Origin of the sequence: Kitasatospora xanthocidica, assembly GCF_014656195.1 — a bacterium.
GTDB classification, from domain to species: Bacteria; Actinomycetota; Actinomycetes; order Streptomycetales; family Streptomycetaceae; genus Kitasatospora; species Kitasatospora xanthocidica.
This window is the reverse complement of the sequence record NZ_BNBY01000054.1, coordinates 1-26,598: the sequence shown is the minus strand read 5'-3', so window position 1 is coordinate 26,598 and position 26,598 is coordinate 1. Positions and strand designations below refer to the sequence as shown.

Annotated in this window: 26 protein-coding genes; 14 read left to right on the top strand and 12 right to left on the bottom strand. The window is 69.6% G+C overall.

What is annotated here, in order from left to right; all coding sequences use genetic code 11:
- Nucleotides 1-78: 78 nt before the first annotated feature.
- Nucleotides 79-558 (bottom strand): HIT family protein, encoded by a 480-nt coding sequence (locus tag IE332_RS39820; protein ID WP_189926637.1) that lies wholly within the window; start codon nucleotides 556-558, stop codon nucleotides 79-81.
- Between the two features lie 70 nt (nucleotides 559-628).
- Here IE332_RS39820 and IE332_RS39815 point away from each other — a divergent pair, with 70 nt between their 5' ends.
- The 7 genes from IE332_RS39815 (at nucleotide 629) to IE332_RS39785 (ending at nucleotide 6,945) form a co-directional block, all read left to right on the top strand.
- Entirely contained in the window at nucleotides 629-832 is a 204-nt protein-coding gene (locus IE332_RS39815) for a hypothetical protein (protein WP_189926635.1), read from the top strand.
- A gap of 182 nt (nucleotides 833-1,014) precedes the next feature.
- Nucleotides 1,015-1,284 carry a hypothetical protein gene (locus tag IE332_RS39810; protein ID WP_189926633.1) on the top strand — a complete coding sequence of 90 codons (270 nt, stop codon included), beginning with the start codon at nucleotides 1,015-1,017 and terminating at the stop codon, nucleotides 1,282-1,284.
- Nucleotides 1,281-1,928, top strand: coding sequence for a hypothetical protein (locus IE332_RS39805; RefSeq protein WP_189926631.1), 648 nt, complete (start codon nucleotides 1,281-1,283; stop codon nucleotides 1,926-1,928). The genes IE332_RS39810 and IE332_RS39805 overlap by 4 nt, the downstream gene beginning before the upstream one ends.
- Before the next feature lie 767 nt (nucleotides 1,929-2,695).
- Nucleotides 2,696-2,860, top strand: coding sequence for a hypothetical protein (locus IE332_RS39800; protein WP_189926629.1), 165 nt, complete (start codon nucleotides 2,696-2,698; stop codon nucleotides 2,858-2,860).
- Between the two features lie 1,003 nt (nucleotides 2,861-3,863).
- On the top strand, nucleotides 3,864-5,390 hold the full coding sequence (locus IE332_RS39795) for a M12 family metallopeptidase (RefSeq protein WP_189926627.1): 1,527 nt from the start codon (nucleotides 3,864-3,866) through the stop codon (nucleotides 5,388-5,390).
- A 223-nt stretch (nucleotides 5,391-5,613) separates the two neighbouring features.
- A complete protein-coding gene (locus IE332_RS39790; RefSeq protein WP_189926625.1) occupies nucleotides 5,614-6,213 on the top strand; it encodes a hypothetical protein in 600 nt (199 codons plus the stop codon).
- Nucleotides 6,214-6,318: 105 nt separating this feature from the next.
- On the top strand, nucleotides 6,319-6,945 hold the full coding sequence (locus IE332_RS39785; RefSeq protein WP_189926623.1) for a hypothetical protein: 627 nt from the start codon (nucleotides 6,319-6,321) through the stop codon (nucleotides 6,943-6,945).
- Here IE332_RS39785 and IE332_RS39780 read toward each other — a convergent pair.
- Nucleotides 6,854-7,699, bottom strand: coding sequence for a P-loop nucleotide/nucleoside kinase family protein (locus IE332_RS39780; protein WP_189926621.1), 846 nt, complete (start codon nucleotides 7,697-7,699; stop codon nucleotides 6,854-6,856). The genes IE332_RS39785 and IE332_RS39780 overlap by 92 nt on opposite strands.
- 111 nt (nucleotides 7,700-7,810) lie before the next feature.
- Between IE332_RS39780 and IE332_RS39775 the strand changes: the two genes are divergently transcribed.
- Nucleotides 7,811-8,176, top strand: a complete 366-nt coding sequence (locus IE332_RS39775) for a hypothetical protein (RefSeq protein WP_189926619.1) — start codon at nucleotides 7,811-7,813, stop codon at nucleotides 8,174-8,176.
- A gap of 35 nt (nucleotides 8,177-8,211) precedes the next feature.
- Here IE332_RS39775 and IE332_RS39770 read toward each other — a convergent pair whose 3' ends face one another.
- The 3 genes from IE332_RS39770 to IE332_RS39760 all read right to left on the bottom strand — a co-directional run bounded on the left by IE332_RS39770 (nucleotide 8,212) and on the right by IE332_RS39760 (nucleotide 9,704).
- On the bottom strand, nucleotides 8,212-8,787 hold the full coding sequence (locus tag IE332_RS39770) for a hypothetical protein (protein WP_189926617.1): 576 nt from the start codon (nucleotides 8,785-8,787) through the stop codon (nucleotides 8,212-8,214).
- Between the two features lie 146 nt (nucleotides 8,788-8,933).
- The gene (locus IE332_RS39765) at nucleotides 8,934-9,362 is read right to left on the bottom strand and encodes a hypothetical protein (protein WP_189926615.1); all 429 of its coding nucleotides are present in this window, start codon (nucleotides 9,360-9,362) and stop codon (nucleotides 8,934-8,936) included.
- Nucleotides 9,363-9,374: 12 nt separating this feature from the next.
- A complete protein-coding gene (locus tag IE332_RS39760) occupies nucleotides 9,375-9,704 on the bottom strand; it encodes a hypothetical protein (protein ID WP_189926613.1) in 330 nt (109 codons plus the stop codon).
- A 481-nt stretch (nucleotides 9,705-10,185) separates the two neighbouring features.
- On the opposite strand from IE332_RS39760, the gene IE332_RS41680 reads away from it, so the two are divergent.
- Both IE332_RS41680 and IE332_RS39750 read left to right on the top strand, forming a co-directional pair.
- Nucleotides 10,186-10,422 (top strand): C40 family peptidase, encoded by a 237-nt coding sequence (locus IE332_RS41680; RefSeq protein ID WP_229929306.1) that lies wholly within the window; start codon nucleotides 10,186-10,188, stop codon nucleotides 10,420-10,422.
- Between the two features lie 303 nt (nucleotides 10,423-10,725).
- Nucleotides 10,726-11,232 carry an SMI1/KNR4 family protein gene (locus IE332_RS39750; protein WP_189926609.1) on the top strand — a complete coding sequence of 169 codons (507 nt, stop codon included), beginning with the start codon at nucleotides 10,726-10,728 and terminating at the stop codon, nucleotides 11,230-11,232.
- A gap of 253 nt (nucleotides 11,233-11,485) precedes the next feature.
- On the opposite strand, the gene IE332_RS42145 is transcribed toward IE332_RS39750, so the two are convergent.
- The gene (locus tag IE332_RS42145) at nucleotides 11,486-12,880 is read right to left on the bottom strand and encodes an endonuclease domain-containing protein (RefSeq protein ID WP_189926606.1); all 1,395 of its coding nucleotides are present in this window, start codon (nucleotides 12,878-12,880) and stop codon (nucleotides 11,486-11,488) included.
- A 359-nt stretch (nucleotides 12,881-13,239) separates the two neighbouring features.
- Between IE332_RS42145 and IE332_RS39740 the strand changes: the two genes are divergently transcribed.
- A complete protein-coding gene (locus IE332_RS39740; protein WP_189926604.1) occupies nucleotides 13,240-15,540 on the top strand; it encodes a serine/threonine-protein kinase in 2,301 nt (766 codons plus the stop codon).
- Nucleotides 15,541-16,313: 773 nt separating this feature from the next.
- A complete protein-coding gene (locus tag IE332_RS39735; protein WP_189926602.1) occupies nucleotides 16,314-17,879 on the top strand; it encodes a DUF2637 domain-containing protein in 1,566 nt (521 codons plus the stop codon).
- Nucleotides 17,880-17,982: 103 nt separating this feature from the next.
- Here the strand turns inward: IE332_RS39735 and IE332_RS41665 are convergent, their stop codons facing one another.
- A complete protein-coding gene (locus tag IE332_RS41665) occupies nucleotides 17,983-18,192 on the bottom strand; it encodes a hypothetical protein (protein WP_229929305.1) in 210 nt (69 codons plus the stop codon).
- Nucleotides 18,193-18,421: 229 nt separating this feature from the next.
- On the opposite strand from IE332_RS41665, the gene IE332_RS39725 reads away from it, so the two are divergent.
- On the top strand, nucleotides 18,422-19,126 hold the full coding sequence (locus tag IE332_RS39725; RefSeq protein WP_189926600.1) for a hypothetical protein: 705 nt from the start codon (nucleotides 18,422-18,424) through the stop codon (nucleotides 19,124-19,126).
- A gap of 217 nt (nucleotides 19,127-19,343) precedes the next feature.
- On the opposite strand, the gene IE332_RS39720 is transcribed toward IE332_RS39725, so the two are convergent.
- The 4 genes from IE332_RS39720 to IE332_RS39705 form a co-directional block, all read right to left on the bottom strand.
- Entirely contained in the window at nucleotides 19,344-20,363 is a 1,020-nt protein-coding gene (locus tag IE332_RS39720) for a recombinase family protein (RefSeq protein WP_229929304.1), read from the bottom strand.
- Between the two features lie 221 nt (nucleotides 20,364-20,584).
- A complete protein-coding gene (locus IE332_RS39715) occupies nucleotides 20,585-21,457 on the bottom strand; it encodes an alpha/beta fold hydrolase (protein WP_189926598.1) in 873 nt (290 codons plus the stop codon).
- A gap of 81 nt (nucleotides 21,458-21,538) precedes the next feature.
- The gene (locus IE332_RS39710; protein WP_189926596.1) at nucleotides 21,539-22,543 is read right to left on the bottom strand and encodes an NADP-dependent oxidoreductase; all 1,005 of its coding nucleotides are present in this window, start codon (nucleotides 22,541-22,543) and stop codon (nucleotides 21,539-21,541) included.
- A 178-nt stretch (nucleotides 22,544-22,721) separates the two neighbouring features.
- Nucleotides 22,722-23,408 (bottom strand): SDR family oxidoreductase, encoded by a 687-nt coding sequence (locus IE332_RS39705; RefSeq protein ID WP_189926594.1) that lies wholly within the window; start codon nucleotides 23,406-23,408, stop codon nucleotides 22,722-22,724.
- A 119-nt stretch (nucleotides 23,409-23,527) separates the two neighbouring features.
- Between IE332_RS39705 and IE332_RS39700 the strand changes: the two genes are divergently transcribed.
- Nucleotides 23,528-24,088 carry a TetR/AcrR family transcriptional regulator gene (locus IE332_RS39700; RefSeq protein ID WP_189926592.1) on the top strand — a complete coding sequence of 187 codons (561 nt, stop codon included), beginning with the start codon at nucleotides 23,528-23,530 and terminating at the stop codon, nucleotides 24,086-24,088.
- A gap of 156 nt (nucleotides 24,089-24,244) precedes the next feature.
- Here the strand turns inward: IE332_RS39700 and IE332_RS39695 are convergent.
- A partial coding sequence (locus IE332_RS39695; protein ID WP_189926590.1) for a Tn3 family transposase occupies nucleotides 24,245-26,598 on the bottom strand: 2,354 nt, incomplete at its 5' end.

Below are 26,598 nucleotides of genomic sequence, written 5' to 3'. Positions count from 1 at the left end.
CCGACAGCCCCGAGCGCACGAGCCGCCCGGGGCCAGCTCGCCCTTCGGGAGGCGGTCATGCCGATACCGGTCCTTGGGCTACGCCTGCTCGTGGGCCTCGGAAAGAATGCCCGTCAAGGCGTGGGCGATCTCCGCCTGCAGCTCCTCGTGCTGCGGACCCAAACGGTGCTGCGGGGCAGTCCGCTCATCTCCGTAACGCCACACCGGGCCGCGGAGAAGGCGCGGCGGCTCCCACCCGTAGCGAGGGTGGATGTGACCGTGGAGGTGCTCCCACGAGTTCCCGAGCACCTCGTAGTTCAGCCTGCGGAAGGCCTGGTCCCGCTTGTCGCACGAGGCCTCGACGGCCTCCCCCAGGAGGGAGAGGTCGAGCAGGAAGCGGGACCGCTCGTCTCGGGGCAGATCCGTTAGGTGGTTCGCAGTGCCCGCGTACAGCAGCAGGCAGTACCCGGGAAGGTGCTGCGTGTCGCCGATCACGGCCCAGCCGGTCCGCATCCGGGCCAGCACCGTGGGGTTCTCGCCACGCTCGGCCGCAGCGATCCGGTCTTTCCATTCGTTCATGTCCCATGGATACCAGGTCAGTTGCCGGGAATGCGGGAGCGATGTCCGACGGCTGGCCTAGGCTCGTTCCATGCTGGAGATCATCGGAAGCATCGGCGATTTGGCAGAAGGACAAGCGGGTCTGGTCACCGAACGACAGGCCGCCGCCGTCGGGGCCACCGACGCCGTCCTGCACGAACTCGTGCGCTCCCGCGTCATCGAGCCCGTTGTGCCCCGTGTGGTCAGGATGCGCGGCGGTGCCCGGCCGGCGTTCCCGCGCCTCTACACCCAGTAGCTGCTGCTGACCCCTGGCCAGCCGGCCTGGGAACGCGCACTGCCGATGACAGGAGTGGTCTCCCACGCGGCCGCCGTCCGGGTCTACGGGGTGGGAAACCTGCCGGGCCCGCGGCCGAGTTCACCGTGCCGCCGAACCACGCCGCAGCCGACAGTGAGGGTGTCCGAATCCATCGGGCCGAGTTGGAGCCGGACGAGTACCGCGAGGTGGAAGGGCTGCCGGTGACCACGCTGGCGCACACCCTGGTAGACGTCGCAGCCGACGGGAGCACCGACCTGGAAGGCCTCGGGCGGGTCGCCACCAACGTCCTGGCCCGCGGACTGGCGACGCGCGGCGAGCTCGCGCGGTCCTTGGAACGAGCGGCGGGGTCGACCGACGGTGCCGAGCGGCTGACCACTCTGCTGGCGAGTGTGGACGGTGCCGAGAGCGCCGTATGCCCGGAAGGGCGGTGACCGACTTCGGAGAGCTGGAGACCGCCGCACATCTCGACGGCACATTCCGCGAGGCATTCCCCCAGTGGCGGGACTTCCGTCAGACGGTGGCGGACCGCGCCCGTTACCCGGAGATCAATGAACAAAGGGCACTACAGCAGATTCTGATGTCGGACCTGGCCCACCGGATCACCGCCGACCAGGACCTGGGCTGGCTGTTGATCGCGTCGCTCACTCTGCCCGTCCGGCCCGCGGACGGTATGTGGCCTGAGGACTTTCGCGTGCCCGGCGTCACCGACATTGCGCAGCAGTACCTCATGCCACGCAGCGCCTTCGACCTCGACCTGTGTGCGAGCGCAGTCACCGACCCGGACCCGGTCCGAGCGGCCCGGTTGTACCGGGACGCAGTCGAAAGCGCGGTCCGCCGCGTCGCGGCTCCCCCGGGGCATGTCGGGACAGAGCACGGTGTGGGGCTCGGCGGCCTGGTACGCTACACGGTCGGCGACCTGAACACCTTCCCCAACGGGCAGGTCATGGGCATCGTGACTGCCCAGCCCGTCGATCTGCGGTTTCGGGCCCCGCTACACGCCTGCGGTCGACGACCCCATTCCCATCGAGATCGACATCAAGCCGCCAGCCAAGGTAACGGTCATCGGGGGCCCTGAAGCTGCTCAGCGTCCGATCACCGCGTTCGAGTTACCCGGCTTCGCCCCGTTCCAACCACCGCTGAACCCTCTCGTCAACCATCTTGCTGACAAGCTCGTACTGCTGACCGGTAAGCCCCGCGGACTGCGGGAGGCTCCAGCAGGACCATGGCACCGCTACAAGGACGTTGTCGACGCCTACTTCATGCTCCAGACCTGCCGGGTTGACGCCGACCACATGCGTGAGGCGGTGGACACCAACTGCAATCTGGGCCCGATGGGCATAGACCGTGTCGCGGTGCCCTACCGCTTCTACGGGCAGGACCCCACAGGCCCCGAACCCGTGGTGCCGTGGAAGGAAGGCCTGGTCGGGCTCCGCGCAACTGCACCAGTACCCCGGTTGGGACCAGATCCGAGAGATCCTCGGCGCGTTCATGGACGGCCTGCCCACAGCCCCCTCAGGCAGCGTATGGACGCCAGGACAGGGCTGGACAGCGCGGCAGTCGCAGTCGACCGCCGAAGGAACTCGGCAAGATCAGGCGCCCGGAATCTCCGCCGGTGCCGCCCGTTCACGGTCCACCACCACATCCGGCGGCCCACGGCGCACGCCGCCGACCGCTCCTGGAACCTCACCCGGCGCTCCGGGAACAACACCGCCACGAAAACAGCGCGGCCGCGGCCGGTGATCGCGCCGGAGGAGCGTGGCTGAGAGGGGGCGCATCGAGTCGGACCCGGGGGCGAGTGGTAGCGGAGCAGCCGTAGGTCGCGGAAGCGAGCAGGGTGTCGCGGTGGGCGCCGCTCGCGCCTCCCGCACCGACGGCCGGAACACCGGCCCCTTCACCTCCCACCAGTTGCGTCCGGCCGTCACCACCACCGAACTCCCCGGCAGCTCCTACACCCTCGCCCTGCCCCTCGTTCACCAGGCCCTCATGCCCCGGGCACCAACACCCTGATGCTGCGCGGCCCTACATCACCACGGCACACGGCGCCGGTGACCCCTACCAGCGCTGACCCGACGGCGCGGCCGGCCCCGCGCAGGGACTCTCGGCCGGAGCAGGCGCCTGGCGAGGAACGTGTCCACCGACGGCCGATGCGCTCAGCCACGGCGACTGTCGTGATCGCCCGCAGCGGACACAGACTCGAACAGGTCAACCACGCCACCCCGCATCACCTGGTTGGTGCAGTTTGAGTGGGCGCCCGGGGCGGGGGCGAGGAGCTTGAGAGCAAGCGGCTGTCGAGAGCGGTTCCTCCGGACCATCGGCTACGCCATCAGATCACACTCAAATCACGTCGGGACGTGAAAATGGGGAATCAGTACACTTCGCAGGAATGCTTTCTTGCGGCAGGTCAGAGCGGTAGCTTCGGATTCAGCCTTGCCGTCTATCCGGGCCCCTATTTCGCTTTGGCCATGCCCAACACCACAAGACCAGGAAAGCACACGCTGTGGACGGAATGGCACGGCGTCTCGCGGGGGGTTGGATCGGAGGAGATTCCTGTCATCAGAGACACATATTGGCTGAGGGTTCAAAACGAGCAGCCGGATCAGAGCGAGACGTTCTTCATCTATGCCTGGATTCCCTAGAGCGGAGGCTGAAGCATGCCCAGGGCAATCGTCATCACCGACAGAGACGGCAATATCAAAGCCGCGACCCGAGTGGGGCCGCCGACCGGTGAAAGCGCATCAGGGACCGAATCCGTCATGGTCGAACTCGCACCGGAACCCGGTGAAGCGGTTCACGACCTGGCTCTTCCTGGAGAACTGCACGAAGCTGGGTCTCTAGGGTCTCTCGGAGACTACCGCGTGGAGGTTTCCGGAGGAGAAGCGCGGCTGGTGAGGCGCGATACCCGGGACTGAGGCTGCTCGAAGTCGGCCGACCATGTCGATCCCCGACGCGACTCCTCTGCACCGCGGTGGCCGGTTCAGGTATCTCACGGACTCACGAAAGGCAGGAAAAAGTGGCATTTGGACTGTCGCCGACAAGCAGCGATCGCTGGCCGGGTGGAATAATTCCATTCGAAATCAATGCCACAGATTTCCCCCCTGGGACAGCCAAGCGGAAATCTGTTACCGATGCCATCAACGCCTGGAACGCGGTGTCTATCGTCCGGCTCATACCGCGAACCACCGAGAGCGTCTTCACCGGGTTCGTCGCCGGTACCGGATGCAGCACCAGCACTGGCCGCGACATTAACCCGACGGGAGAGGATGACATCGCCTGTGACATTGCCTCCGGAAGTTTTAAAGCCGGCAACGTCATGCACGAGATCGGCCACGCGATCGGACTGATCCACGAGCATCAGCGACCCGACCGGGATCGCGTGGTCATCGTCAACGAGTCCAACGTCCAGCCGGGAAGAACCAGCGAGTTCGATATCACCGAAGGGTGCAAGCTCGGCAGCTACGACTGCGGATCGATCATGCATTACTCCCAGACGGCGTTCGGAATCTCGGTCGGCGGTGTCACCCAGCCGACTATCTCCATCAAGTCTCCGGCCGTCTGTCCGGCCATCGGACAGCGGAACAATCCCAGCAAAGGTGACATCGTCGCCGTGCGCGCGCTCTACGAGGAAGTCATCGGCCTGAACCAGAAGATCACAATACCCGAGTCCACCGAATTCTCCCCCGCTATCACCTCCAATGGGAAGTATGTGATCCTGGCCTGGACGGGGGAGAGCAATAAGGATATAAACGTGCGCCTCTCCGACGATGACGGTCTCACTTTCCCGGCAAAGTGCACATCCGTGGAAACCTCGATCGACGGCCCAGCCCTTGCGTCACTGCCAGACCCGGACGGCGGGCGCGCCTGGATAGCCTGGACGGGCGAGGGAGCCAACAAGCTGAACTTTGCACAATTGGACATCCGCGGGAATCCTCTTGCCATTCCCGGCCTGATCAACAAGGAGACGCTGAACGAGGAAAGTGAATACCGCCCCGCCCTGGCGATCCATCAGGGGATGACATGCCTCGCATGGACCGGAGAAGACGACAAGCTGAACATTATGTTCGGTTTGCTCGGTGGGGGATCCTGGACCGGAAAGCACATATTCGACGACGAGACCTCCGACGGAGCCCCCGCCTTGGCCTCCCAGGATGGCCAACTGTTCATCTCCTGGCGAGGTTCCGGTAACAGGAACGTGAATGTGGCGCGTGTGAACCTGGACGGATCCACCGTTCTTGGCCTAGAGGACAAGGTGACGCTCGACGACACCAGCGCGTACTCCCCGTCTCTGGCCGGACAGGATGGACTCGTATTTCTCGGGTGGACCGGAGAAGGAGCCCAGAAGATCAACCTTCGATGGTCGGTCGACAGCGGGCCGTGCAGCCAGAAGTTCGTTTTCGACGACGAGTCATCCGACGACGCGCCGTGCCTGGCCGAGCATAGGAACCTACTGGCGATCTCGTGGCGCGGGAGCGGGAACAGTCGGATCAACGTAGCCAAGATCGCGTTCAAGCCGCGCATCATCCCGCCCGTCGTCACATGATGGGACGCCTGGGCGCGCTCCGCGTCCACGTCGCGGCTCGCGCAGGCACATGCAGGTGCGGGCGCTGGCGCTGGCGCCGGTGATGCTGGCGATGACCGGTCTCGTGGCGGGTTGTTCGTCCGCACCGGCCCCGGGGCCTGCGTCTTCGGCCGGTCCTGACCGTGGTGGCGCCGCGTCCGCGTCGTCTCCACCGGCCCCGGCGTCCCCGTCGGCCTCGTCGGCCGTGCCGTGGAAGCCGCTCGCCCCCCTGTCCCGGGAGCAGCTGGACGCCTCGCTCCTGCGGGCTGCCGACCTTCCGTCGGGCAGCACGACCGAAGCCGCCAAGGCGGCGCCCGGCACACCGGCCGACCTGGCCGGCCGGGTCCAGCGGTACCCGGGGTGCGGGCCGGTGCTCACCGCGGTTTCCGAGCAACTGCCGGACTCCGCCCGTCGCTGGTATGTCACCGGCGACAACGTGCTCGGCAACCGGACCCTGGCGGACCTCGGGAGCCTTGCCGACGGGCGGTCCCGGGAGCGTTTTGACGCGCTGGAGCGTGCGGTGTACGGCGGTGGCTGCACCGGTTTCCGGGCGGGCAGCGGGCCGCAGCTGCGGGTCGAGGCGGTTCCCGTCGAGGGGCTGGAGGTTCCGGCCGTGGGCTTCCGTATCGTCGCACCGACCGGCGCGGTGGCGTCCCAGGGCGGGTTCACGCGTGTCTACCTCTACGCGGCCGTCGGCGACAACCGCGCCCTCCTCCTCACCGCCGACGACACCGTTCGCACACCTGCCCTGCGCAGCGACCTGGTGACCGCCCAGGTCCACCGCCTCGCGACCGTGTCCGGCTGATCCGGCGCGGCGCGGCGCGCCCACGACGGTTGAGTACGCGTACTCAAGCGCCCCTGCGGGTCCCGTGCCTACGGTGACGGGACGGAGCAGGACTGGGGAGGCGATGTGTTCGACAAGGGGCTGGCGAAGGGCTGTCTCGGGGCCGTGGTGGGTCTCGCCGGCCTGGTCGGGGTGATGTTCGCTCTCCAGATCGGTGCGTGGTGGGCCATCGGATCCGTCGACTACTCGTCCAAGCCCGGGCCCGAGACCGTCCGCCACACCCCGGAGCAGTTCCAGGCACTCAGCGACCGGACCGTCCAGGACACACTGGGGAGCCTGAACCCCGGCCTGGTGCTGAGCGACAGGGGCTGTACCGTCAGCCGGTACGAGCCGCGCCCGGACGGCACACCGAGCAAGCTGTCCACCGTCGACCGGCGGTTCACCGCCCGTACCAGGATCAGCGCGTCCCATCGGCAGGAGCTCAAGGACCGAATCGAGGCTGCCTGGCGCCTGCGCGGCTACCAGCAGAAGCCGCCGACCTGGACCCTGAGCAGCCCGGACGAGGGCCCGGACTACCTCAGCGCTGCGACCTCGGAGGGAATCGCCGTTTGGGTCGCGCTCTCCCCGGAACCGGATGGGACGGTCACCCTCACCATGTCCGTCAGCGGCGCTGACGTCGCGTACGCTCCGGACTTCGCCCGACCGCTCTCGCGCCTGACTCCGGACACCGAGGACACCTACTGGTCGCACTGAGCCGGGCGCTCATGATGACCAAAGCCGGAGGCCGCCGGAGGATGCACGACGTCCGTGCTCTGGCTGCTCGGGCGTCTTGACTGCGTGGGTGGGGTGCTGCGGGCGGACGGTGTCGTTCTGGCGGGCGGCGCGGTCCGGGCCGAGCCTCGGCAGGGCGGTGAGCGGCCAGGCCTCGTGGAGGCGGCCACTGCCGCTGGGGTGGGGCTCGCAGTTCGCCGATGATCTTGAGGGCTTGCTCGGTGACCTGTGCGGGGGCGAGGTGCGTGGTGTCGATGACCTCGGCCTGGGCGCCGAGCCACTGCTGGTGGGCCTCGGCGTAGACCGGCGCCTTCTTGCGGCGGAAGACCCGGACCTTCTCGCTGCGCTCCTCGTCGCCCGGGTACTCCATGCTGCCCTCGACGCGAGTGCTGATGGCGCCGGGCTCGGCGTGGAGCAGGAGGTGCACCAGCGGGGCGCCGGCTGAGCGGATGCGGTCGTGGATCTCGGACGCGTACTCGCGGTTCAGGAGGGTCATCGGGACCACGACCGGACGGCCCTCGTTCTCCTCGTGGACACGGATGACGCACTCGGCGACGAGCGGGCGCCAGGCCGGGAAGTCCTGGAAGTCCCGGCGCTTGCCGGGAAAGGTCTCACGCAGGATGCAGCCGACCTTCTCGGGGTCGAACACGACCGAGCCGGGCAGCTCCCGCAGGAGGTTGGTGGCCTGCGTCGTCTTGCCGCCGCCGAAGGGGCCGTTGATCCAGAGGACGGTCACGGGCAGTCTCGCTTTCGTGGGTGGTCGCTCGGCCAAACTTCAGGAAGCCGTCGGCGGTTACGACGACGCAGCGCCGGGGCCAGGGGGACACGCCGTGAGCAGGACAGGCACATGTCGCTGGCAGAGGGCGAGCCGGAAGCCCTCGGCGTGGATGATCCACAGCCGGTCGAGCTCCGGCAGCAGCTGTCCGGGGACCGGAAGGACGACGGTGGCCGGTTCAGTGGTGAGTGTGCCAGCGGGGTGGGCGCAGCTCCCGGTGCGGGCGGCACGGGGCCGCAGGTGGACCGCGGCACGGCCGGCGCCCGCGAGGGCGGCAGCACCACCTACCTGGTGCCGGAACGCCAGGCTGCCGTCGAAGTCCCGGCCGCCCCGCTGCGCCCCGGGGATCTGGTGGCCGTGAAGGCATCGGGGCCACCCGGAGCCGGTACGCCGCTGGTGAGCACTGGCGATGACGGCGCGCTCCGAAAGTGGCTATGACCCTGCCGGTGTGAACGGGGCGGAGCCACACCCCGTCAGGCCGTGGACTGGCCGTTGACGCGGTACTCCGCGGAGGGCAGCGAGTCCCATTCGGTATGCGCGCCGTCACGCGTCACCATGAACAGCGGACGCGATCGGAGTGCCTGCCCGACCAGCTGACCACGCATCACGACCCCGGACTCATCCGGTCCTGCGTAGCCCTCGGGCGTGTAGCGGAAGTGCACGTCCATTGTCTCGGCGTACTCGATCATGTCGTTCTCCAAGTCCGACAGATCCCGCCCGACCAGCGGGATACCGTCGTACGCGACCTGGGGACCGTGCACGGCGTCGGCAGCGATGCAGAACAGTCCCGCGGCCTGGCTCACGTAGGCCGTGACGGCGGGCGGTGAAGGGGCCGCTCCGCGACGGTGGACCTCGACCTTCCAAGCCGGCGAGAAGAGCGCGTGGTCCCGTGCACAATCGCTGACCTTCGTCTGGCCGAGGATCTCGGTTGCCTCGACCACTTCGTCGACGGTCATACCGAACCGGAGCGGTCCGACGCCGACAGCCGGCGTGTAGGACCACTCGTCCCGTTCGGCGACTTCGCAATCGGCTTCGGTCTTGAACGCCATAGTCGCTCCTCAAGAGACACCTGAGACTTGCCGCCGCTCATCATGTCAATCGCCGACCGGCAGACTGGTGGGTACCGCTGAGGCTGCGCAGATCACCGACCGTGAGCCTCAACTCATCGAGAAAGCGGCGCCTCAGGTCGTTGCCGTCACGGTTCCAGCAGCGCGTGCCGGATGGCAGCGAGGTCGGCCTCGCGATGCCTGCGCAGCCGTCCTCTGCCGTTCGCTTGGAGGTCGGCGGGACGGAGGACGATCAGGCGTAACCCGTTCGCCGGGATCTGGACGTCGCGGCGCCGGTCGTAGATCCGTCGTTGTTCGCCCCGGTGGACGCCGCTGACGGTGAGCCGGTCCGGCCTGTCGAAGAACGGCACAGGCTTGTCGTGCTGCAGCTCGCGGTACTCGACGATCAGGCCGTGCTCAGGCCAGTACGCGTCGACCGGCAGCCGCCGTCCCGGTCGGCCGTTGCGGCCTGGGTCGCCCCGGAGCCAGTCGAAGCGGTACTGGCGTTTGCCTGTCTCCTGGAGGACCTCATCGCAGAGGTCCATCACGTACGTCTCATCGTTGTTCGCCCGCCGCATGCCGTGATGCTGTCACGGCACTGTCCCGCGCTGGCCCGCTCGGTCAGGTCCCGTCGTGTGTCCGTCCACCGCGACGGCGGGCGGGCCAGAGTGGCAGGCCGCGCAGCTTCGCCACCAGGCCGCCGTCGCGTTCCGGACCTGCCGTGTCGCCGGGGCGTGGTGTCGGCACTGCGGCCGGGCCAGGAGCCAGTCCTCCCAGGCTTGCGGTCCGGTCAGGGCGCTGGCCGGCACTCCGAGCCGGGCGAGGGCGCAGGGGTAGGCGAGGTTGTAGGCGGTGGCCAGCGCGGGCCCGGTGAGCATCCACGGGGCGGGGCAGTGGTCGATGCGCAGGGTGGCGACCATGGTCTGGCGGTGGATCGAGCCGTGGAGCAGGCCCCGTCGATGAGTCCCTGCCAGTGCGCGGCGGATTCGATGGGGCCGGTGAGCTCCAGTACACCCTCAAACGGCTCGGCTGACTGGCGTCTGGTGCATGATTTCGAACGTGCACGAACCGCAACTGGACCTCCTCTCACGACTGTGGGAGGAGCACATGCACGCGAGGTTCCCGGCCCAGACCCGCGGCGAGATCCGCAGCGCCCTGCGGGTCGATGTGCCCGTAGTCGCGCTGGAAGGACCCGTTCGCCGGGATCGTAGAGTCACTGCTCGACGACGTCCTCCGGCCATCGGAGCGGGGCGATCATGGGATCGGCGCAGAATTAGCCGAGGGGCCGGGTTCGGCCCGACGGCGCGCCATCAGGCCTTTGAGGTCGACGAGCTTCATGGCCTCACCGTAGAGCCTCCGTCCGCCCTGCGGGTCCCCCTATGTGTCTGGTCAAGGGGGTGGGTGACAGCGGGCACCGCGGCCGACCAGTACCACGCCACGTCTGGCCGCCCTGTGGCCAAGGCCGACCTCCAGGTCGGCGACCTGCTGTTCTGGAACAACTCCACCGGTATCTACCATGTCGCGCTCTACGCCGGTGACGGGAAGATCCTGGAGGCTCCCCGTACGGGCGACCACGTCAAGATCGCCGGGATCGACGCGATGCCGGCCGGGGACTACTACGGCGCCACCCGCCCGTAGCCGGAGTGTAGTGACAACTCGTCCGCGCACATACCGTCGCCCCATGGCTATGCTCCCGGTGCATGACCGCTGCTTCGCATGATGTCTCCACACCGCTGCACCCCAGGTGGCGCCCTGGACCTGATGGCGAGGCGGCGAACGACGACGTGCTGATCGAGAAGCTGCGAGCACGTGCGTGGGACCCAGGCCGGCGCTTCGATGAGGCTTATGTCCCAGCCGCGTGGATAGCAGAGCACTTACGGCGCGGACTGGCTGGACCGGTCACAGGACGGTCGACGCGGCTCCTGCAGCGACGGGACGATTGTGTTCGAATCATCGACCGAGGTGGTGGCCGCCTATTTCGCGGACGCCCCGCGCGGGCCGCTCTTTGCTCCGGTCACCGTGGCGCAGGTTGAGGAGGTCGAGCGCAGGTTGGGGCTTCGGCTGCCCGAGTTGCTCCGCCGTGTCTACACCGAGGTCGCGGACGGGGGCTTTGGGCCTGACTGTGGGCTCGTCTCTCTGTGTGACGGGAAACGGGCACCGGGCCATCTGCACGACTGGCCGTCCGCAGCACGTGCTCGCGAACGCAACCGAGCAGAGGGGGTACCGGAGTCGTGGTTCGAGCTGACGGCAGGCGGCTGCTCGATGTACTGGCACGTCTCGTTGCTCGCGGTCGACAACCCAGTGCTGCTCTACGACTCTGGCAGCTGGGTTCCCGAATGGGGCGAGGATCCTCACGACGGACTCTCCTATGCGGCGGAGTCGCTGCGGAAGTGGTTCTGGACATGGGCCGAAGGCGGCAACGTCTGGCGGGAGGTCCTGGACAGATGACGGCGCGGCGAGATCCTGGCTGTACTGGCACGGCCTGGCATCCGGGGGCGGTCCGGGTTGGCGAGCGGGGGTGCTGCCCGGCCCACGGCGGTCGGCGGCTCCAGCATGCTGCCCGTCCTACAGAGGTCGTTACCCGGTGCGTCGGCCTCCGTCAGGCAGCGCCGTGTGGAGGTTCCGGGTGCGGGAGAAGCCAGCCGCTGCTTCGCCGCTCCGTCGTCGTCCGTGTGAGCCTCGGCGCGCCGGCCGCCCTGGTTCAGCCCCGCTGCTCCCCGCGCAGCGCCGGGTAGCGCAGTTCGAGGCCGAGGACGGCGGCTGGCGGCCGCTCGTGGTAGCGGACCCAGAACGGTGCCGCGCCCTGGTCGGCCTGGGGACGGCAGCGGTGGCAGAGCAGGCCGCGGGTGAGGCCCGTGTGGGGGTCGTGGTCCTCGGTGTGGGCGGGGCGGCCGGTCTCGGGCGGGGAGCCGCAGACGGCGCAGCGGCCGTGGTGGTAGGCGAGGAGGCGTTCGGCGGGGCGCTGGCGGTGGTCGTAGGGGGGCAGGGGCCAGGAGAGGTAGGCCGGGTCGGAGGTGTTCCAGCGCTGCTCCCACTGGGCCCAGAGCCGTCGGCGGACGGCGCAGCGCTCGCAGTCGGCCGGGCAGCCGCCGGAGAGCGGCGGGCAGAGCGGGGCGGCGTCGAGGGCGTGGCGCAGGTCGAGGCGCAGGCGTTCGAGGGGCGGGGCATCCGGCGGGGCCCAGCCGTCGGGGGCGGGTGCGGGGAGCGGGTGGTCGAGGAGGACGGCGGGGGCCATGGCGAGGCGGTCGGGGGTGACGGTGTTCGGTTCGAAGACGAGCTCCGGGACCCTCGCCGCGACGGCCTTGACGATGCGTCCGGGCATGGTGTTGGAGTCCAGGCGCCGGCCGTTGCGGCTGGTCAGCAGCGGTCGGCGGCCGGTGTCGGGGTCGCGGCCGTCGACGCGGTGCGGCAGGTAGTCGGCGATGGCCTGCCAGACCTCGCGGGAGGGCTGGTGGGTGATGGCGCCGTCGCCTTTGGGGGCGGGGCAGGCGAGGGTGCGGACGCGGCGGTGCGGGTCCTCCTCGTGCAGGCCCTCCAGGTCGATGCCGACGGCCTGGCGGGGGCGTAGTCCGTCCAGGAGGAGGTGCACGAGGAGGCGGTCGCGGTGCGGGGCGGTGTCGTAGGGGCCGCGGCGGTGGCGGCTGGGCAGGAGGTCGTCGGCCGCGTACAGCATTCCGGCGGCCTGCTCGAGGGTGAGCGGCGCGGTGCGGGGCAGGGCGGTGGGGGCGGGGCGTAGCGCGGCGGCGTTGAACGGGGGTTCGGGGATGTGGCCGGCGCCGGCGGCGTAGGCGTAGAACGCGGCGAGGGCGGCCAGGCGCCGGGCGGGGTTGTGCAGGGAGACGCGCGGCGCCAGCGGGCGGCGCGAGGGGCGCTCGGGGTTGGGGCGGCGCAGGGCGGGGGCGTAGGCCCAGGTGGAGGCCGTCGAGGCGTCGGCGTTCCAGGCGCCGATGCCGGTGGTCTCCTCGGTGAAGTGCAGCCATTCGCGAAGGTCGGCCTCGTAGCGGACGGGCGTGGTGCCCTGCAGGGCGCGGCCGTGCTTGCCGAGGCCGGCGGCGAGCCACTGGGCGAGGACGTCGTACGGGTCGGACCTGGTCACGGGGAAACTGTATGCGCGGGGGGCGGGGAGCCGGTGGGCCCGTCGACGGCGCTGCCGACGTTCCGGCCATGGGTGTAGCGGCCGGCCGGCACACCCCGCTGACCCTCACGGCTTCGACGGTCTCGCGCTCGCACGGCTACGGCGAAGTGACATGTAGCTCAGGGTGATGAATGCAACGCCTTGTGATCCGCCTGGTGGGGCTCTTGGTGAGGTGGCGGGCTCGGTCCGGCCTCGACACGGTCGAGCAGCGGACGGACCTGCGGGTTCTCTGGGGGCTGCCGTCGGTTCGTGAACGGGTGTCCCACTAGGCTGGGTCGGTCGGCCGGGTGGCCGCACATGCCTGGGGGAGGGGTCGGGACGTGACCTTGCTGGAGAACGATCCGCGAGAGATCGGCGGGTACCTCCTGGAGGGCAGGCTCGGCGCGGGCGGGATGGGCGTGGTGTACCGCGCCCGGTCGCTGTCCGGGCGCCAGGTCGCGGTGAAGGTGATCCGGCCCGAGCTGGCCGCGGACGCCGAGTTCCGGGCCCGGTTCCGGCAGGAGGTCACGGCCGCGCGCAAGGTCAGCGGGGCGTTCACCGCGCCCGTGCTCGACGCGGACGCCGACGCGCCGGCGCCCTGGCTGGCGACGCTCTTCATCGCCGGTCCCTCGCTGGGAGAACGGGTCGCCGGCCAGGGCCCGTTGACCCCGCCCGAGGTGCGCAGGCTGGCCGCCGGGCTGGCCGAGGCGCTGCGGGAGATCCACCGGGTCGGGCTGGTGCACCGCGACCTCAAGCCCGGCAACGTGCTGCTCGCCGAGGACGGCCCGCGCGTCATCGACTTCGGCATCGCCAAGGCGGACGGCGAGACCCAGCTGACCAGCACCGGAGTGGCCGTCGGCACCCCGCCGTTCATGGCGCCCGAGCAGTTCCGCAGCGGTACGGCGACGGCGGCCACGGACGTGTTCGCGCTGGGCTCGGTGCTCGCCTTCGCGGCCACCGGGCGCGGGCCGTTCGGCGCGGACTCCTCGCATGCGGTGGGGTTCCGGGTGGTGTACGAGGAGCCGGACCTGACCGGGCTCGCGGCGGAGCTGCGTCCGCTGGTCGTCGCGTGCCTGGCGAAGGATCCGGAGCAACGGCCGACGGTGGAGCTGTTGTTGGGTCTTGCCGCGCGGGGTGAGCGGGAGCGGACGGTTCAGTTTCGGACGGGGCTGGTGGCGCCGGCGGCCGCGGCTGCGGGTCCGGTGCCTCCGACGCCAACGGCCGCGGCTCCCGTGGCGCCGGGTCCGGTGACTCCGAGTCCGCTGGCGCCGACGCCGACCGCCCCGGCGGCTCCGCTCGCGGCGGTGGCTCCTCCGGTTCCCGTGACCGCGGCTCCTCCGGCTCCCGTGACCGCGACGCCGGCCACCCCGCCCGCCGGAACCGCGACGTCGGCGGGCCCCGTACCGCCGGCCGTCCCCTCGTACATGACGGCTCCCTCCACCCGCCCGTCCCTCGCCGACGCCGCCGCGGGCCCGCGGCGGCGCAAGGGCGTGCTGATCGGCTCGGCCCTGTCCGCGGTGGTCGTCGCCACGGCGGGCACCCTGGGCTTCCTCGTCTGGCGGGACCACGCCCCGGACGAGCCGCCGTCCCATGGCCCGAAGCCCGGCCCGTCCTCCTCGGTGACGGCGACGACCGCCACCGCCTGCGGCCCCGACGGCAAGCAGGCGGTCGGCGCGGACGGGCTGCAGGTGGCCCTCGTCAAGCAGTGGCAGGCGGATTACGCCAAGGAGTGCCCGGGCGTCGGGATCACCTTCAACGGCCCCGCGAGCGGCGCCGTGATGGACCAGTACGCGACCTTCAAGTCCGACGGCGTCTCCCTGGACTCCCCGATGACGGCCGATCAGCGGGCCGTCGTCGGCCGCCACTGCCCCAGCGGGTACGCCTCCCAGATCCCGGTCACCGTGCTGCCGATCGCCGTGGTCTACAACGCGCCCGGGCTGAAGGGGCTGGAGTTCGACGCCCCGACGCTCGCCAAGATCTTCACCGGCAAGATCACCAAGTGGAACGACCCGGTGATCAAGGCGCTCAACCCGATCTGGAACCTGCCGGACTCGCCGATCGACGTGCGGATCCCGAGCAACGAGTCGGCGTCCACCGCCATCTTCACCCAGTACCTCGCCAAGGCGGCGCCCGGCGACTTCCCGTACCAGCCGGGCCGGGCGTGGCCCGACAAGTCGCGGCCCGGGTCCGGCACGAACGCGTCCGACCTCCCCGCCTACGTCGCCGGGAGCCAGTGGTCGATGTCCTTCATGCCGCTCCCGGACACCGGCGCCCTCCAGAAGGCCAAGGTGAAGTCCGGCGGCTCCGAGTCGGTGGAGCTCACCCCCCACTCCGCCAGCTTGATGGCCGCCGGGGGCTCGGTGCAGGGCTCGGGCACCAACCTGACGGTCACGATCGACTACGCGAAGCCCGCCTCGGGCAGCTACCCCATCGTCGACGTCGGCTACGTCGGCTTCTGTGACCACGCCGGGGCCGACCGCGCCTTCGCCGGCACCGCCGTCCTGACGAACTTCCTGGCCTACGGGCTGAGCGCGCCGGGCCAGGCGGTCGGCGAGAACCTCATGTACGGCCCGCTGCCGGATGCCCTGGCGAAGCGCGTGCTGGGCTCCCTGGCCCCCCTGCGGGTGAAGCCCGGTAACTGACCAAGGCGCGGCGCCGTGCGGATTGAGGGGTCCAGCCAAGGTGAGCCCAAGAGCCGCCTTGAGACGATCTCGAGCTGAGCTGAACCGAGGTTGGCGTCGGCGGGCGGCCGGGTCCTGGGCGGCGATGTGCCGGGCGACCGCGTCGACGCTGGGGCGGGCGTACCGCTCCAGCGAGCGGACGGAGGCGTGCCGGGACCGAGCCAGCGGCATCGGCGTGGACGTGCCGTTCTCCGCGTCGTGCGTGAGGCTCGAATGGCGCCAGCGGTGCAGCGTCCAGTCCTGCAGGTCTTCCCACTGCTCGGGGCAGGCGAGCGGGTTTGCCAGCAGCCGGGTGGCCTTCTCGAAGATCTCCTCCGCCCGCCGGTAGGACAGGCGGGCACGGCCCATGGCCGGGCAGATGCTGAGGGTCGGGGTGCCGGCGGGCGCGCGGCGCTCGGTGAGGAACAGCGGGCCTTGGGGCGGCCGGCGATCAGGCGGGGCAACAGCTGGGCCGTTCCGGACTGCCAGCGGATCCACTCGGTCGCGCCGCCCTTGGCGGTGACCTTGCCGCGCTTGTCGGCGGGGAACAGGTCCTCGACGTTCAGACCCGGCGGGGCCTGAGCGGGCAGACATTGGAGATCAGGTAAGCACTCCGCATCCGTACGGTGTCAGCGAGTATCGAAAAGGGCGCGCCCTGAGGGCCATCACGTCCACTGACCAGGCAGGTCCCGCGCGCGGCGTCCGACCCACGTGAAAAACTCGCTCCCTGAGCACCACAGCGAAAGAGGAGTGCCGTGACACGACCGGTCCTGACCAAGGTCCACTGGGCATTGATTTCGCTCGTCGCGCTGGGCGCCACGGTTGTTGCCTTGATCGGCCTGGCCGGCTCGTACATGGCGGTTCGCCAGGTGGCCTCCGACGTGGGGATGGGCAGGTTCGCCTACGCCTTCCCGATCGGCGTGGACGCCGGCATCCTCGTCCTCCTCGCCCTGGACCTCGTCCTCACCTGGCTGCGCATCCCCTTCCCCCTGCTGCGCCCCACAGCATGGGGCCTCACGGTGGCGACCATCGCGTTCAACGCCGCGGCTTCCTGGCCCGACCCCCTGGGGGCCGGGATGCATGCCGTGATCCCGGTGCTGTTCATCATCATCAGCGAAGCGGCGAGACACGCGATCTCCCGCCTCGCTCGACTCGGCTCCAACAGGACCATCGAGAAGATCCGGCTGATGCGCTGGTTCCTCGCTCCCCGGCAGACCTGGGCGATGTGGCGGCGGATGCAGCTGTGGGAGATCCGGAGTGTGGACGATGCGGTCCGGCTGGAGCAGGCCCGGCTCGCCTACCTGACCCTGCTGAAGGACGCCCCGATCGGCCCGAAGGAGAAGCTGCCCGCCGCAGCGCACCTGCCGCTGAAGCTGGCGGAACTCGGCGTGCCGATCGAGGTGACCTACGAAGACGGCCTCGCGGCTGCCGGCGTCGCGACCCGCCCGCTGGACCGGATCTTCGCCGCCCGCGCGACAGCCGCCCACCGCCAGCCGGAGCAGCGGGCTCAGGCTCCGGAGGGCTCGGCTCGCCTGCCGACCGTCGCCGGTCCGCGCAAGGAGCTGGCCCCAGCGGACGGAGAGATAGCGTCCGTCCCCGCCGGAGAATGGACGGGGCCGATGCAGGCGCCGCACGAGGGCGTTGCGGCCCCGGTGTCCGGCCGGCCGACCGCTTTGCGGGGGTCGGCCGGACAGGCCTTCGCCCCTGCGGGGCCGGGCGCGGAGGCCTTTGCGAGTGCAGGTCACCGTGTTCCGCAGGGCCCGGTTCCTGAGCAGGCGTTTCCTGAGCCCTCGCAGGTCAGCGCCCCTACGGGGAGCTTCGCAGAGACGGCCTCGGCGCCGCTGCACGCGGTGCGGGTCGAGCCGGAGCCGGACCTGACGGGCGCGTATGAGCCGCCGGACGCCCTGGATTCCCGCACAGCGCTTGCGGGTGCGGGACAGCCCGAGGAGCCGGTGCGGGAGCGCTTCGCGGACCTCGCGGAGACCACCCGCAGCGAAGGGGCCGCGCCCTCTGCCGACCCGGACGAGAACGACCTGCCGTCCATCGCCCCCGCGCTGGCGGACCAGGTGCTCGCCAGGAACATCCCCTTGGAGTGGGCCATCGGCTTCGCCGCCTGGGTCGCCGAGTACGGGCGTCACCCCGGGCCGGAAGAACTCCGTCGCCACCTCTTCCGCCACCCCTACAACCTCCGGGCACGGGGCAAGGGCGATCAGCCGGTGAGCCTGCGCAGCGTCGAGCGCTACTACAACGACCTGAAGGACCTCTTTCCGCCCAGCCAGGAGGACCAGGAGCGGCTCCAGCAGGAGAGCGCCGGGGTCTGATGCGAGCCCCACGACGACGGTCCGGCACCCTCAGGTGCCGGACCGTTTCGCTGCCTCTGGCATGCCAGACGTTCAGCAGTATTTTGCGAGGAGCCCCGGGCGTTTACGCCCGGGAGGAATCGCATCCCTGGCCCGGAGGCGCGGAGTGCCGGAGCCCGAGCCACCGTTCGAAGGAGGGTTCGCTGTCGTCCTCGAAGATGCCCATCTCCTCCAGGACGGTGACGATGTGGCCGACGCTCAGGTCGAGGGCTCTCGAGGGAACGAAGATCTCCGTGTGGCGGACGACGTCGCCTTCGACGTAGCCGGTGAGCACGAAGGCCAGGCCCCGGTTGACGGCGAAGCGGATGTCGCGTCCCCAACCGCGGGCCTCGGCCAGTTGGTGGGCCAGGTGTTTCGCGCAGGCCGGCCACGGGCCGGCCAGATCGGCGTCGGCCGGGCGGGCGACCTGGGAACGTAAGGGCTAGCGTGGAATGACGAACGTAAGTACCTGAAATCTCTCTGCCTGCGGCAACTGTTGATCCGTGCATTGGGGAGGCGTCGCCGTGGCACGCCAGCACAACCACAAGGAGATGGTGGGAATGTCGCACCAGTTCCCAGGTGCGGACAAGGGGTCCCCCGAGCGTGACGTGAGGGACGCGGAGCCCGTTCGGATACCCGACGGATTGGCCGGTGAGTTGTCCGCTCGCCCTGAACACAACGGCCGCAAGCGCGGGCTCTACCCGGACGTTCCGCTTGTTCTCGACGGAGAAGTGGTCGAGGACCTTGAACGCATGAACGCGGAAGTGACGCGGCCCTTGTTCATGACGCGTCTGATCCACAACTCGTCCCTGGCTCTGGGGGCCTTCACCGACCGCGAAGCGATGCTGTCGGAGGCGCACCGTATGTACACAGACGCCGAGAAGGGGGCGCTGGAGGCGGCCCTCGAGGCGACCTGTACGCAGCCACCGGACGCCTTGCCCACACAGGTGTGTTTCTTCGAGGACATCGATGAGCAAGGCGATGTGAAGTGTGTGGGGGCAGGGCTGGGATATCCGGACCTAAGCAAGGTGCACAGAGGTTTTCTGGGCACAGGGGATTGGATTTTCGTCATCTCCTCCTTGAGCAAGTGCCGATTCGATGTATCACTCTTCGATCTCCTCGAATGGCATGGGGACGAGTTCTTCCAACCCAAGGGATGCAATACTCCCGATCTCGGCCGCTTCCGCTGGAACGACCTGGCGGTGTCCATCGCGAATTGGGGGACGTGACCCGCCGCCCGATCCCCAGGGCTTCGGCGTAGTCGGCTGGCGTCCGGTTTGTGATCACCAGAGGGCCGAGGAGTGCAGCTCTGAGAGGGTGTTCTGCGAAGGAGTGGGCGGTTCGTCCGATTGCGTCTAAGTCGACTTCCCTCCAAGGGGGTTGACGTCCTACGGGAAGGCCCTGTTCTCCCGAAGCTACGGCGAAGTGACAAGTAGCTCTCTGTAATCAGAGTGACGCTCGGTCAGGGAGAGCGAGGCGGGGTCCGGGGACTTCGCCGGCCTGGAGGGCGGCGATGTCGGCGTGGGCCTGTTCAACGGCTTCGGGGTACGCCTCGCGCTTGGCGTGTTCGGCGAGCGCCCGGTAGATGCTGGCGACGGAGGGGTTCTGTCCCTTGCGCTTGCCGGTGGGGATGATCAGGTCGGGCTGGATCTGCTCGACGGACTCGCCGCCTGCGCGGCGCCGGAGCATGTCGTCGGTGATGACCGGTGGCCGGCCGCCGTGCTTGCCCTTGCGGGCCGCGGTGTCGAGCCCTTCGAGTGTGGACTCGCGGATGTTCTCACGCTCGGTCTCCGCCATCGCGGCGAAGAATGCGAACAGCAGCTTGCCGGGGCCGGTGGGGTCGTAGATGCCGGGCAGGGGGCCGGCGAGCATCTCAAGGACCAGGCCATGGGCGGTGAGGTGGTCTGCGAGGGCGGTGAGTTCGGCGGCGTCGCGGCCGAGCCGCTTCATCTCGTACACGGTCAAGATGACGCGGCAGTGCGGGGCGTGTGCCTTGACCTCCCGTGCGGTCCGCAGTGCCTCCTCGAACCGGGGGCGGACCCGTACCCGGGTGCTGATCTTCTCGCTGAAGATCTGGTCCCTCGGGATGCCGTGCTTGCTCAGCGCGTCGAGCTGGGAGTCGAGTTCTTGCCCGAGGGTCGAGCAGCGGGCGTAGCCGATGCGGATGTCCGCGCTGGGCAGGTCCGGGTCGATCGGCGCCGGCGGCGGGGTGCCTGGCCGCCACGGCCGGCCCGGGCGGCGGTCGGCCGGGGTGGGCACCCGCAGCGCCTTCTTCAGCCGGGGCACCTGGGTGAAGCGGCGGGTGTGGTAGGCGGAGGCGACCGCGCCGCCGCGCGAGCGGCACGGCGAGCCGGGCTGCGCGTCACACTTCGGACAGGCGTGCTGTTCGACGTCGTCCGCGTCCGACCGGTCGGACGCGGAGGGCTGCTGGGGTCCGTCATGGGTCCGGATTTTCGCACAATGCAAGTCTCAGAAGGGGGTCCGTCCCGCTTTTGAGTGAGAACGGGTTCTGCGAGCGAATCCGGGTTCGGCTGGGGTCCGGCGGCCCATGATTGATCTTGCTCGCGCAAAGGAACGTTTGTGAGAAACCGGAGTGTGGTGAGTTACGAGTTGGGTCCGCTGCCAGCGCCTCCCGCGCATCGGCGAACCTCACGGGCCGCGCGGATCGGTGTCGGGCCCCGGTCTGGCTACGATTCCAGGAACCCAAGCGCCCGTGCGACGAATTCGTCGTGGTACTGGAAGATGCCCCCGTGTCCGGCATCCGGGTAGAGGGGGATGAGTTCGCCCCGGGGTAGCCGCGCGGCCAGGTCGAGTGTGTTCTCGCTCGGCACCATCCGGTCGCTCTCGCCGTTGGCCACCAGGACTGGCTGGCCGATGCGGGTCAGGTCGGCTGGCGACTGGAGGCCCCATCGGCGGATGGCCTTCAGCTGGGCGCGCAACGACCTCGGCGAGATGGCTTTGTCGCGGTCTTCTGTGCGCTCCTTCAGCCGTTCCAGGAAGGCGCGCGCTTCCCTTCGGCCATGCTCGGTGTCGGTGAAGAAGAGGAGCTGCTTGGGGTCCTTGCGGGTCAGGAAGCCCTTCAGGATGTCCTGGAGGGTGAGTGCGGTGACCTTGTCGATGCCGGGGCCTCCGGCGGGGCCTGTGCCCGCGAGGATGACCTTGCGCACCAGCTGCGGTTCCTGAGCCGCCATGACCTGGGCGATGAAGCCGCCCATCGACAGGCCGAGCAGGTCGACCTGCTCGAAGCCCAGCGCGCGGATGAACAGCACCGCGTCGCGGGCCATCGCTTCGATGGTGTCGGGCGTGGAGCCGCCCGACGCACCGACTCCGCGGTTGTCGAAGGTGACGACCCGGCGCCGGGCGGCGAGTCCGTCGATGACGCGGGGGTCCCAGTTGTCCAGGACCGCGGCGAGGTGGTGGAGCAGGATCAGCGGCACGCCGTCTGCTTCCGGACCGAGCTGCCGGTAGACGAAGTCGACGCCGCGCACGGACACCGAACGAGTCGGTGCCTTCTTGTACGACGACGGGGCGGGCGTGGGGAAACTGCGCGGCGCGTTCATGATCGGCTCCTGTGCGGATGGAGGTGGCGGGAGGCGGAATCCTCTCGTTGCCGAGGCGTACCGGTGGTGCGGTGGGGGCTCTCACCTCATCGTGACGACGACCTTGCCGGCTTTGGCGCGGCCCTTCTCGGCGTACTCCATCGCCTCGCGGGTCTGGTCGAAGGAGAAGACGCGGTCGACGACGGGACGGATCTCTCCGGCGTCGACGAGCCGGGTGAGTTCGCGCAGCTGGTCGCCGGCGGCCTTCATGAACAGGAAGGAGTAGGTGACGCCCTGGCGCTTGGCGTGGCGCCGGGTCTTCCAGCTCAGCGCGTTCATCGCCTGCCGCAGGACCAGGTTCGCGCCCAGCTCACGGGCGAAGTCCGCGTCGGGAGGCCCCGCGATACTGATGACCTTCCCACCGGGCTTGAGGACCCGCAGGGACTTCTCCAGGGTCTCGCCGCCGAGGGTGTCCAGGACGACGTCATAGCCGTCCAGGACCTCCTCGAAGTCCTGTGTCCGGTAGTCGACGACGACGTCCGCGCCGAGCTCCTTGACCAGGCCGGCGTTGGCCGCGCTGGCGGTGGTGGCCACGTGCGCGCCCAGATGCCTGGCCAGCTGGAGGGCGATGGTGCCCACTCCGCCGGAGCCCGCGTGGATCAGGACCTTCTGCCCCGGCTGGACCTGTGCCCTCTCGACCAGTGCCTGCCACGATGTCAGGGCGACCAGGGGAAGGGAGGCGGCCTCCTCCATGGTGAGGGTGGCCGGCTTGGGTGCCAGGTCGTTCTGGTGGACGGCGATGAGTTCGGCGAAGGTGCCGATGCGGTCCTTGTCGGGCCGGGCGTAGACCTCGTCGCCCGCGGCGAATTGGGTGACGTCCGCACCCACCTCGACCACCACCCCGGCGAGGTCGTTGCCCAGAGCGAGGGGGAGACGGTACGGCAGGATCGCCTTGAAGTCGCCGTCGCGGATCTTGAAGTCCAGCGGGTTGACGCTCGCCGCGTGGACCCGGACCAGGACGTCCTCGGCGCCCACCTGCGGGTCTGGCGTCTCGGCGATGCGACCGCCGTTCTGGTCGCCGTACCGCTCGATCATGAAGGCCTTCATCGTCGTCTCCGTTTCCCGTCGTCCGCATGGGACGTGGCCACTGTGCGTGCCGGGCTTTTACCAGTACGCCACACTTTGTAATGTTTGTTTCGCGTTCCCGGACCCCCGCCGCCGCGGCGGCCACCACCGGCGCCGTTTCCGTCGCTGGATATCGAGCGCAGGTGGGGCGATGCGCGCCTCAGGCCGCGTTCGGCGATGCGGCCAGGCTCTGCTTCACCTGCCGGGTGATCTCGTCGGCGAGGATCTCGGGCAGTCCCGCCTCGATGCCGTCCAGGGCCTGCGCGGCGACCTCGGCGGGGTCGGCCTTCTGGTCGGCGGGAACGCTCGCGGCCATGCCGGTGTCCATGTATCCGACGTGCAGCGCCGAGACGGCGATGCCGCGGGGTGCCAGCTCCTCCCGGGCCGCGCCGGTCAGCGCCCACGCTGCGGCCTTGGCCGCCGCATAGGCTCCGAGGCCGGCCGGGTGCAGCCAGGACAGGACGGACAAGACGTTGAGCACGGCACCGCCGCCGTTGGACTCGATGACGGGGGCGAAGGCCCGCGTCACGGCGAGCGGGCCGAAGAAGTTCGTGTCCATCTCCAGGCGCACCGCGTCCGGGCCGCCCGCGATCAGCGGAGTTCCGGTGGAGATGCCGGCGTTGTTCACCAGCAGCGTCGCGTCGGACGCGATGCGCGCAGCGGCCCGGATCGACTCCTCGTCCGTCACGTCGAGCCGCAGCGGGGTGACCCCCGGCAGGTCCACCGTCTCGGGGCGCCGGGCCGCCGCGTACACCGTCGCTCCGCGCTCGACGAGCTGGGCGGCCAGATGCCGTCCGAGCCCCCGGTTGGCGCCGGTGACCACCGCGACCGCGTCCTTCAGTTCCATGCCCACTCCCAGCGTTACGGCCGTCGGCGAGCGGCCGGCGGCGCTAAATTAGATTACAGCCACAATCTAAGCACTGGTCTAGGATAGATGCCAGTCGACATCCAATCGGGAGGTGGCCGATGGGCCGCGTATCGCAGGCGCAGGCCGAGGAGAACCGCCGGCGGGTCGTGGAAACCGCGTCTCGCCTGTTCCGGGAACAGGGGACTCACGCCAGCGTTTCCGACATCATGAAGGCGGCCGGACTGACCCACGGCGGCTTCTACAAGCAGTTCGCCTCCAAAGAGGCACTCATCGACGAAGCCACCGCCCACGCCTTCAACGAACTCACCCGACGCCACATGGACGGACTCGAGCAGCACGGCGGGCAGCGCGGCGCCGCCCAGCGGGCACTGATCGACGCCTACCTATCCCCTGGACACCGCGACAGCCCGGCGGACGGGTGTCCTGTCGCCGCACTCGTCACCGACATGGCGCGCGAGGGCGAAGGCCAGGAAGCCCGCCGGATCTACACCGAAGGCGTGGGCGACTTCGCCGAGTGGCTCACCACTGAGGACCAGGACGGCATCACCCGGCTGTGCACCATGCTCGGCGCACTCGTCCTGGCCCGGGCCACCAACGGCACCCCGCTCTCCGAGGAGATCCTCACCACCGCGCGCGCGGCACTGACGGCATCCGGCTGATCTGTGCCGCGCTGCCGGGCAGCCCGCCAAGGGACTTTCGCCGCCATGTGGCCGACAGCGCGGCCGGCCTCTCCCAGTCCGCCCCGCACGACCGGCTGGCGTGGCAATGCACCCCACCGGATCCAGCCCTCCGGGCGACGTCGGGGGTACCGGTTTTCAGGATGCTGACCTGGCCGAGCCGCCCGCCGCCGATCGGGCGGTTCCCGTCTCAGGCGGAGTTCGGGGGCCGGGCACCATCGACGCCGCGGCGGCGAGGTCGAGGTGTGAGTTCATGTCCAGCTCGAACCGGCCGTAGGGGTTCACGTGGGTCCAGAACAGGGGGGACAGGGCCCGCCGGTCGGCGTCGGTGAGCCGCTTCTGCCACTTCTCCTCGCTCAGGATGTCCTGGAGGAGCAGGGTGTTGACGTGCACCAACGCGGATTGGAGCAGGTGTAGAGCGAGCATGGACACCTCCTGGGACTCCTTGTCGGAGCCGGTCAGGTCGCCGTCCTTGCCGTAGAACAGGTCGTGGTTGGCGGAGTTCCAGTTCTCCACGACCTGGAGGCCGTCGTTGATCTCGCGGCGCAGGTCGGCGTCGGCGAGGTAGTCGCAGATGAACGCCGTACGTACTGCCCGCCCGAGTTCCTCGATCGCGCGGTAGGTGGGGTGCTTGGGCCCGCCGCGGGTGAAGCGGCGCAGGACCTGCTCGGCCTCGGCGGTGCCCAGCCGCAGGGCGGTGGTGTACTTCATGATCTGGTCGTACTGCTGGCGGATCAGGTCCCAGTCGATCGTCTTGGTCGACAGCACCGGCGCCAGGTGCGGCCACTTCTCGTCCTGACCGGCCGCCGGCCGGTACAGCCGCGCTGAGCCGACGTTCTTCAGCCTCGGGAGCAGGTTGAAGCCCAGCATGTGGGCGAAGGCGAACCCGACGATGGAGGCGCCGTGCGTGTCGGTGTACTGACGGTCGATCTCCACGTCCGTGCAGTGCCGCAGGACGCCCTCGATCATCGCGGCGACCTCGGAGGCCGAGCAGGATTTGAGCTGGCTGTAGACGCACAGCGACTTCTTCTCGACGTGCCCGTAGATCATCACCCCCGGCCCGCGGTACCGCTGGTGCCACTCGGTCATGAAGTTGCTGGACCAGGAGCCGAACTTCTTGGAGTCGCTTGCGCAGGCGGTGCCGTCGCCCCACCACGCCGCATCGCGGGCGGCGAAGGTGGCGTTGACCAGCCGTACCAGCGCCGCGCGTAGGTTGGTCCGGTTGACGAACAGGCGCCGTACCCGGCGCAGGACGGCCTCGCTTTCGCCGTGCTTGCCGGTGGCCGCGACCCGCTTGATGCCCATGTTGGTGCCCAGCGCGAAGAGCACCAGCAGCAGCCGGCGCCGCAGTACCGCCTTCGGGACCGCCTCCCTGGTGGCGACCGAGGTGAACTCGCCGGTGAAGCCGGTGGCGAACTCGGCCTCCTTGAGGATGTCGATCAGGTCGATGGTGCCCCAGCGGCGTTCGATCTCCGCCTTCAGGGCGACGAGGTTCTCCGGCTCCTCCTGCTTGCCCAGCGGCGAGACCTTGATCCACGGCTCGCCATGCTTTCTGACGATGTCCACCCCGCCCGTGGTGCCCAACTCCAGCGCGTTGTCGAAGCGGGTCAGGGCCTCGCGCAGCCGCTTCTGAAGGGACCCGATGAACTTCTCCGGGTCCTGCGGCTGGCGGATCGCGTCGTAGTGCACATCGCGGTTGTCCTCGAAGTCCGGCGGCAGATCGTCCTCCGGGTTACGCCACCGGTTCGCGCCCGGCACCCAGATCTCCCGCCGCCGCAGCGCGTCCCGCAGTGAGACGAGTACGCACAGCTCGTACGGGATGCGCTCGACCCGGCCGTGCTCATCCACCACCGCCTTGCGCCACTCCTCGCGCACCACCCCCGCGAGCGGGATCTTCTCCGCCTCGTCGAAGAACGCCCCCTCCTTGGCGATGGGCTGATCCAGATACCGCTTGAGCAAGTCGATGGCGTCCATCACCGGCCGGTAGGCGGTGTTGTTGCACCTCAACTCCAGCGCATTCAGCAGCGGCGAGAGCATCCGCCGCCAGTGATTGGAGTACGACGAGCGCAGCACCGTACGCACCCGGGCCCGGTAACGCGCCTCGTTCGCCGCGGCCTCCGCCGCCAACGCCTTCAGCGTGGACTCACCGGCCACCGGATAGATCACCTTTCGGACCGTGCCGCCCGGCTCGGCGACCGCCGCCTCCGCCAGCCGCAGCAGGATGCCCTCCTTGCCACGGACCCGCTTGAGCTCCTTGTTGAACTCGCCCTCGACCTTCTTCTCCGCTCGCGTGTTGATCTTCTGCACGAGCTGGATGAACAACTCCACCAGCGAGTCGGTGATCTCCGTCTCCCGTACGTGGCACAGCGTCGACAGCAGCGTGTACCGAACCGGCCCGGCCGCCGCCCGCAGGTCCGAGGGGTACTCCTTCGCCGCCCGCGCCCGCCAGGCCGCCAGGCCGCCACCAGCTTCTCCGACACGTCCGCGAATAA

Coding starts and splice junctions, on each gene's coding strand:
- IE332_RS39710 (WP_189926596.1), bottom strand. CDS start 22,543: ATGAAGGCCTTCATGATCGAGCGGTACGGCGACCAGAACGGCGGTCGC.
- IE332_RS39760 (WP_189926613.1), bottom strand. CDS start 9,704: ATGGTCGCCACCCTGCGCATCGACCACTGCCCCGCCCCGTGGATGCTC.
- IE332_RS39705 (WP_189926594.1), bottom strand. CDS start 23,408: ATGGAACTGAAGGACGCGGTCGCGGTGGTCACCGGCGCCAACCGGGGG.
- IE332_RS39820 (WP_189926637.1), bottom strand. CDS start 558: ATGAACGAATGGAAAGACCGGATCGCTGCGGCCGAGCGTGGCGAGAAC.
- IE332_RS39715 (WP_189926598.1), bottom strand. CDS start 21,457: ATGAACGCGCCGCGCAGTTTCCCCACGCCCGCCCCGTCGTCGTACAAG.
- IE332_RS39770 (WP_189926617.1), bottom strand. CDS start 8,787: ATGGCGTTCAAGACCGAAGCCGATTGCGAAGTCGCCGAACGGGACGAG.
- IE332_RS39700 (WP_189926592.1), top strand. CDS start 23,528: ATGGGCCGCGTATCGCAGGCGCAGGCCGAGGAGAACCGCCGGCGGGTC.
- IE332_RS39765 (WP_189926615.1), bottom strand. CDS start 9,362: ATGCGGCGGGCGAACAACGATGAGACGTACGTGATGGACCTCTGCGAT.
- IE332_RS39815 (WP_189926635.1), top strand. CDS start 629: ATGCTGGAGATCATCGGAAGCATCGGCGATTTGGCAGAAGGACAAGCG.
- IE332_RS39775 (WP_189926619.1), top strand. CDS start 7,811: ATGTCGCTGGCAGAGGGCGAGCCGGAAGCCCTCGGCGTGGATGATCCA.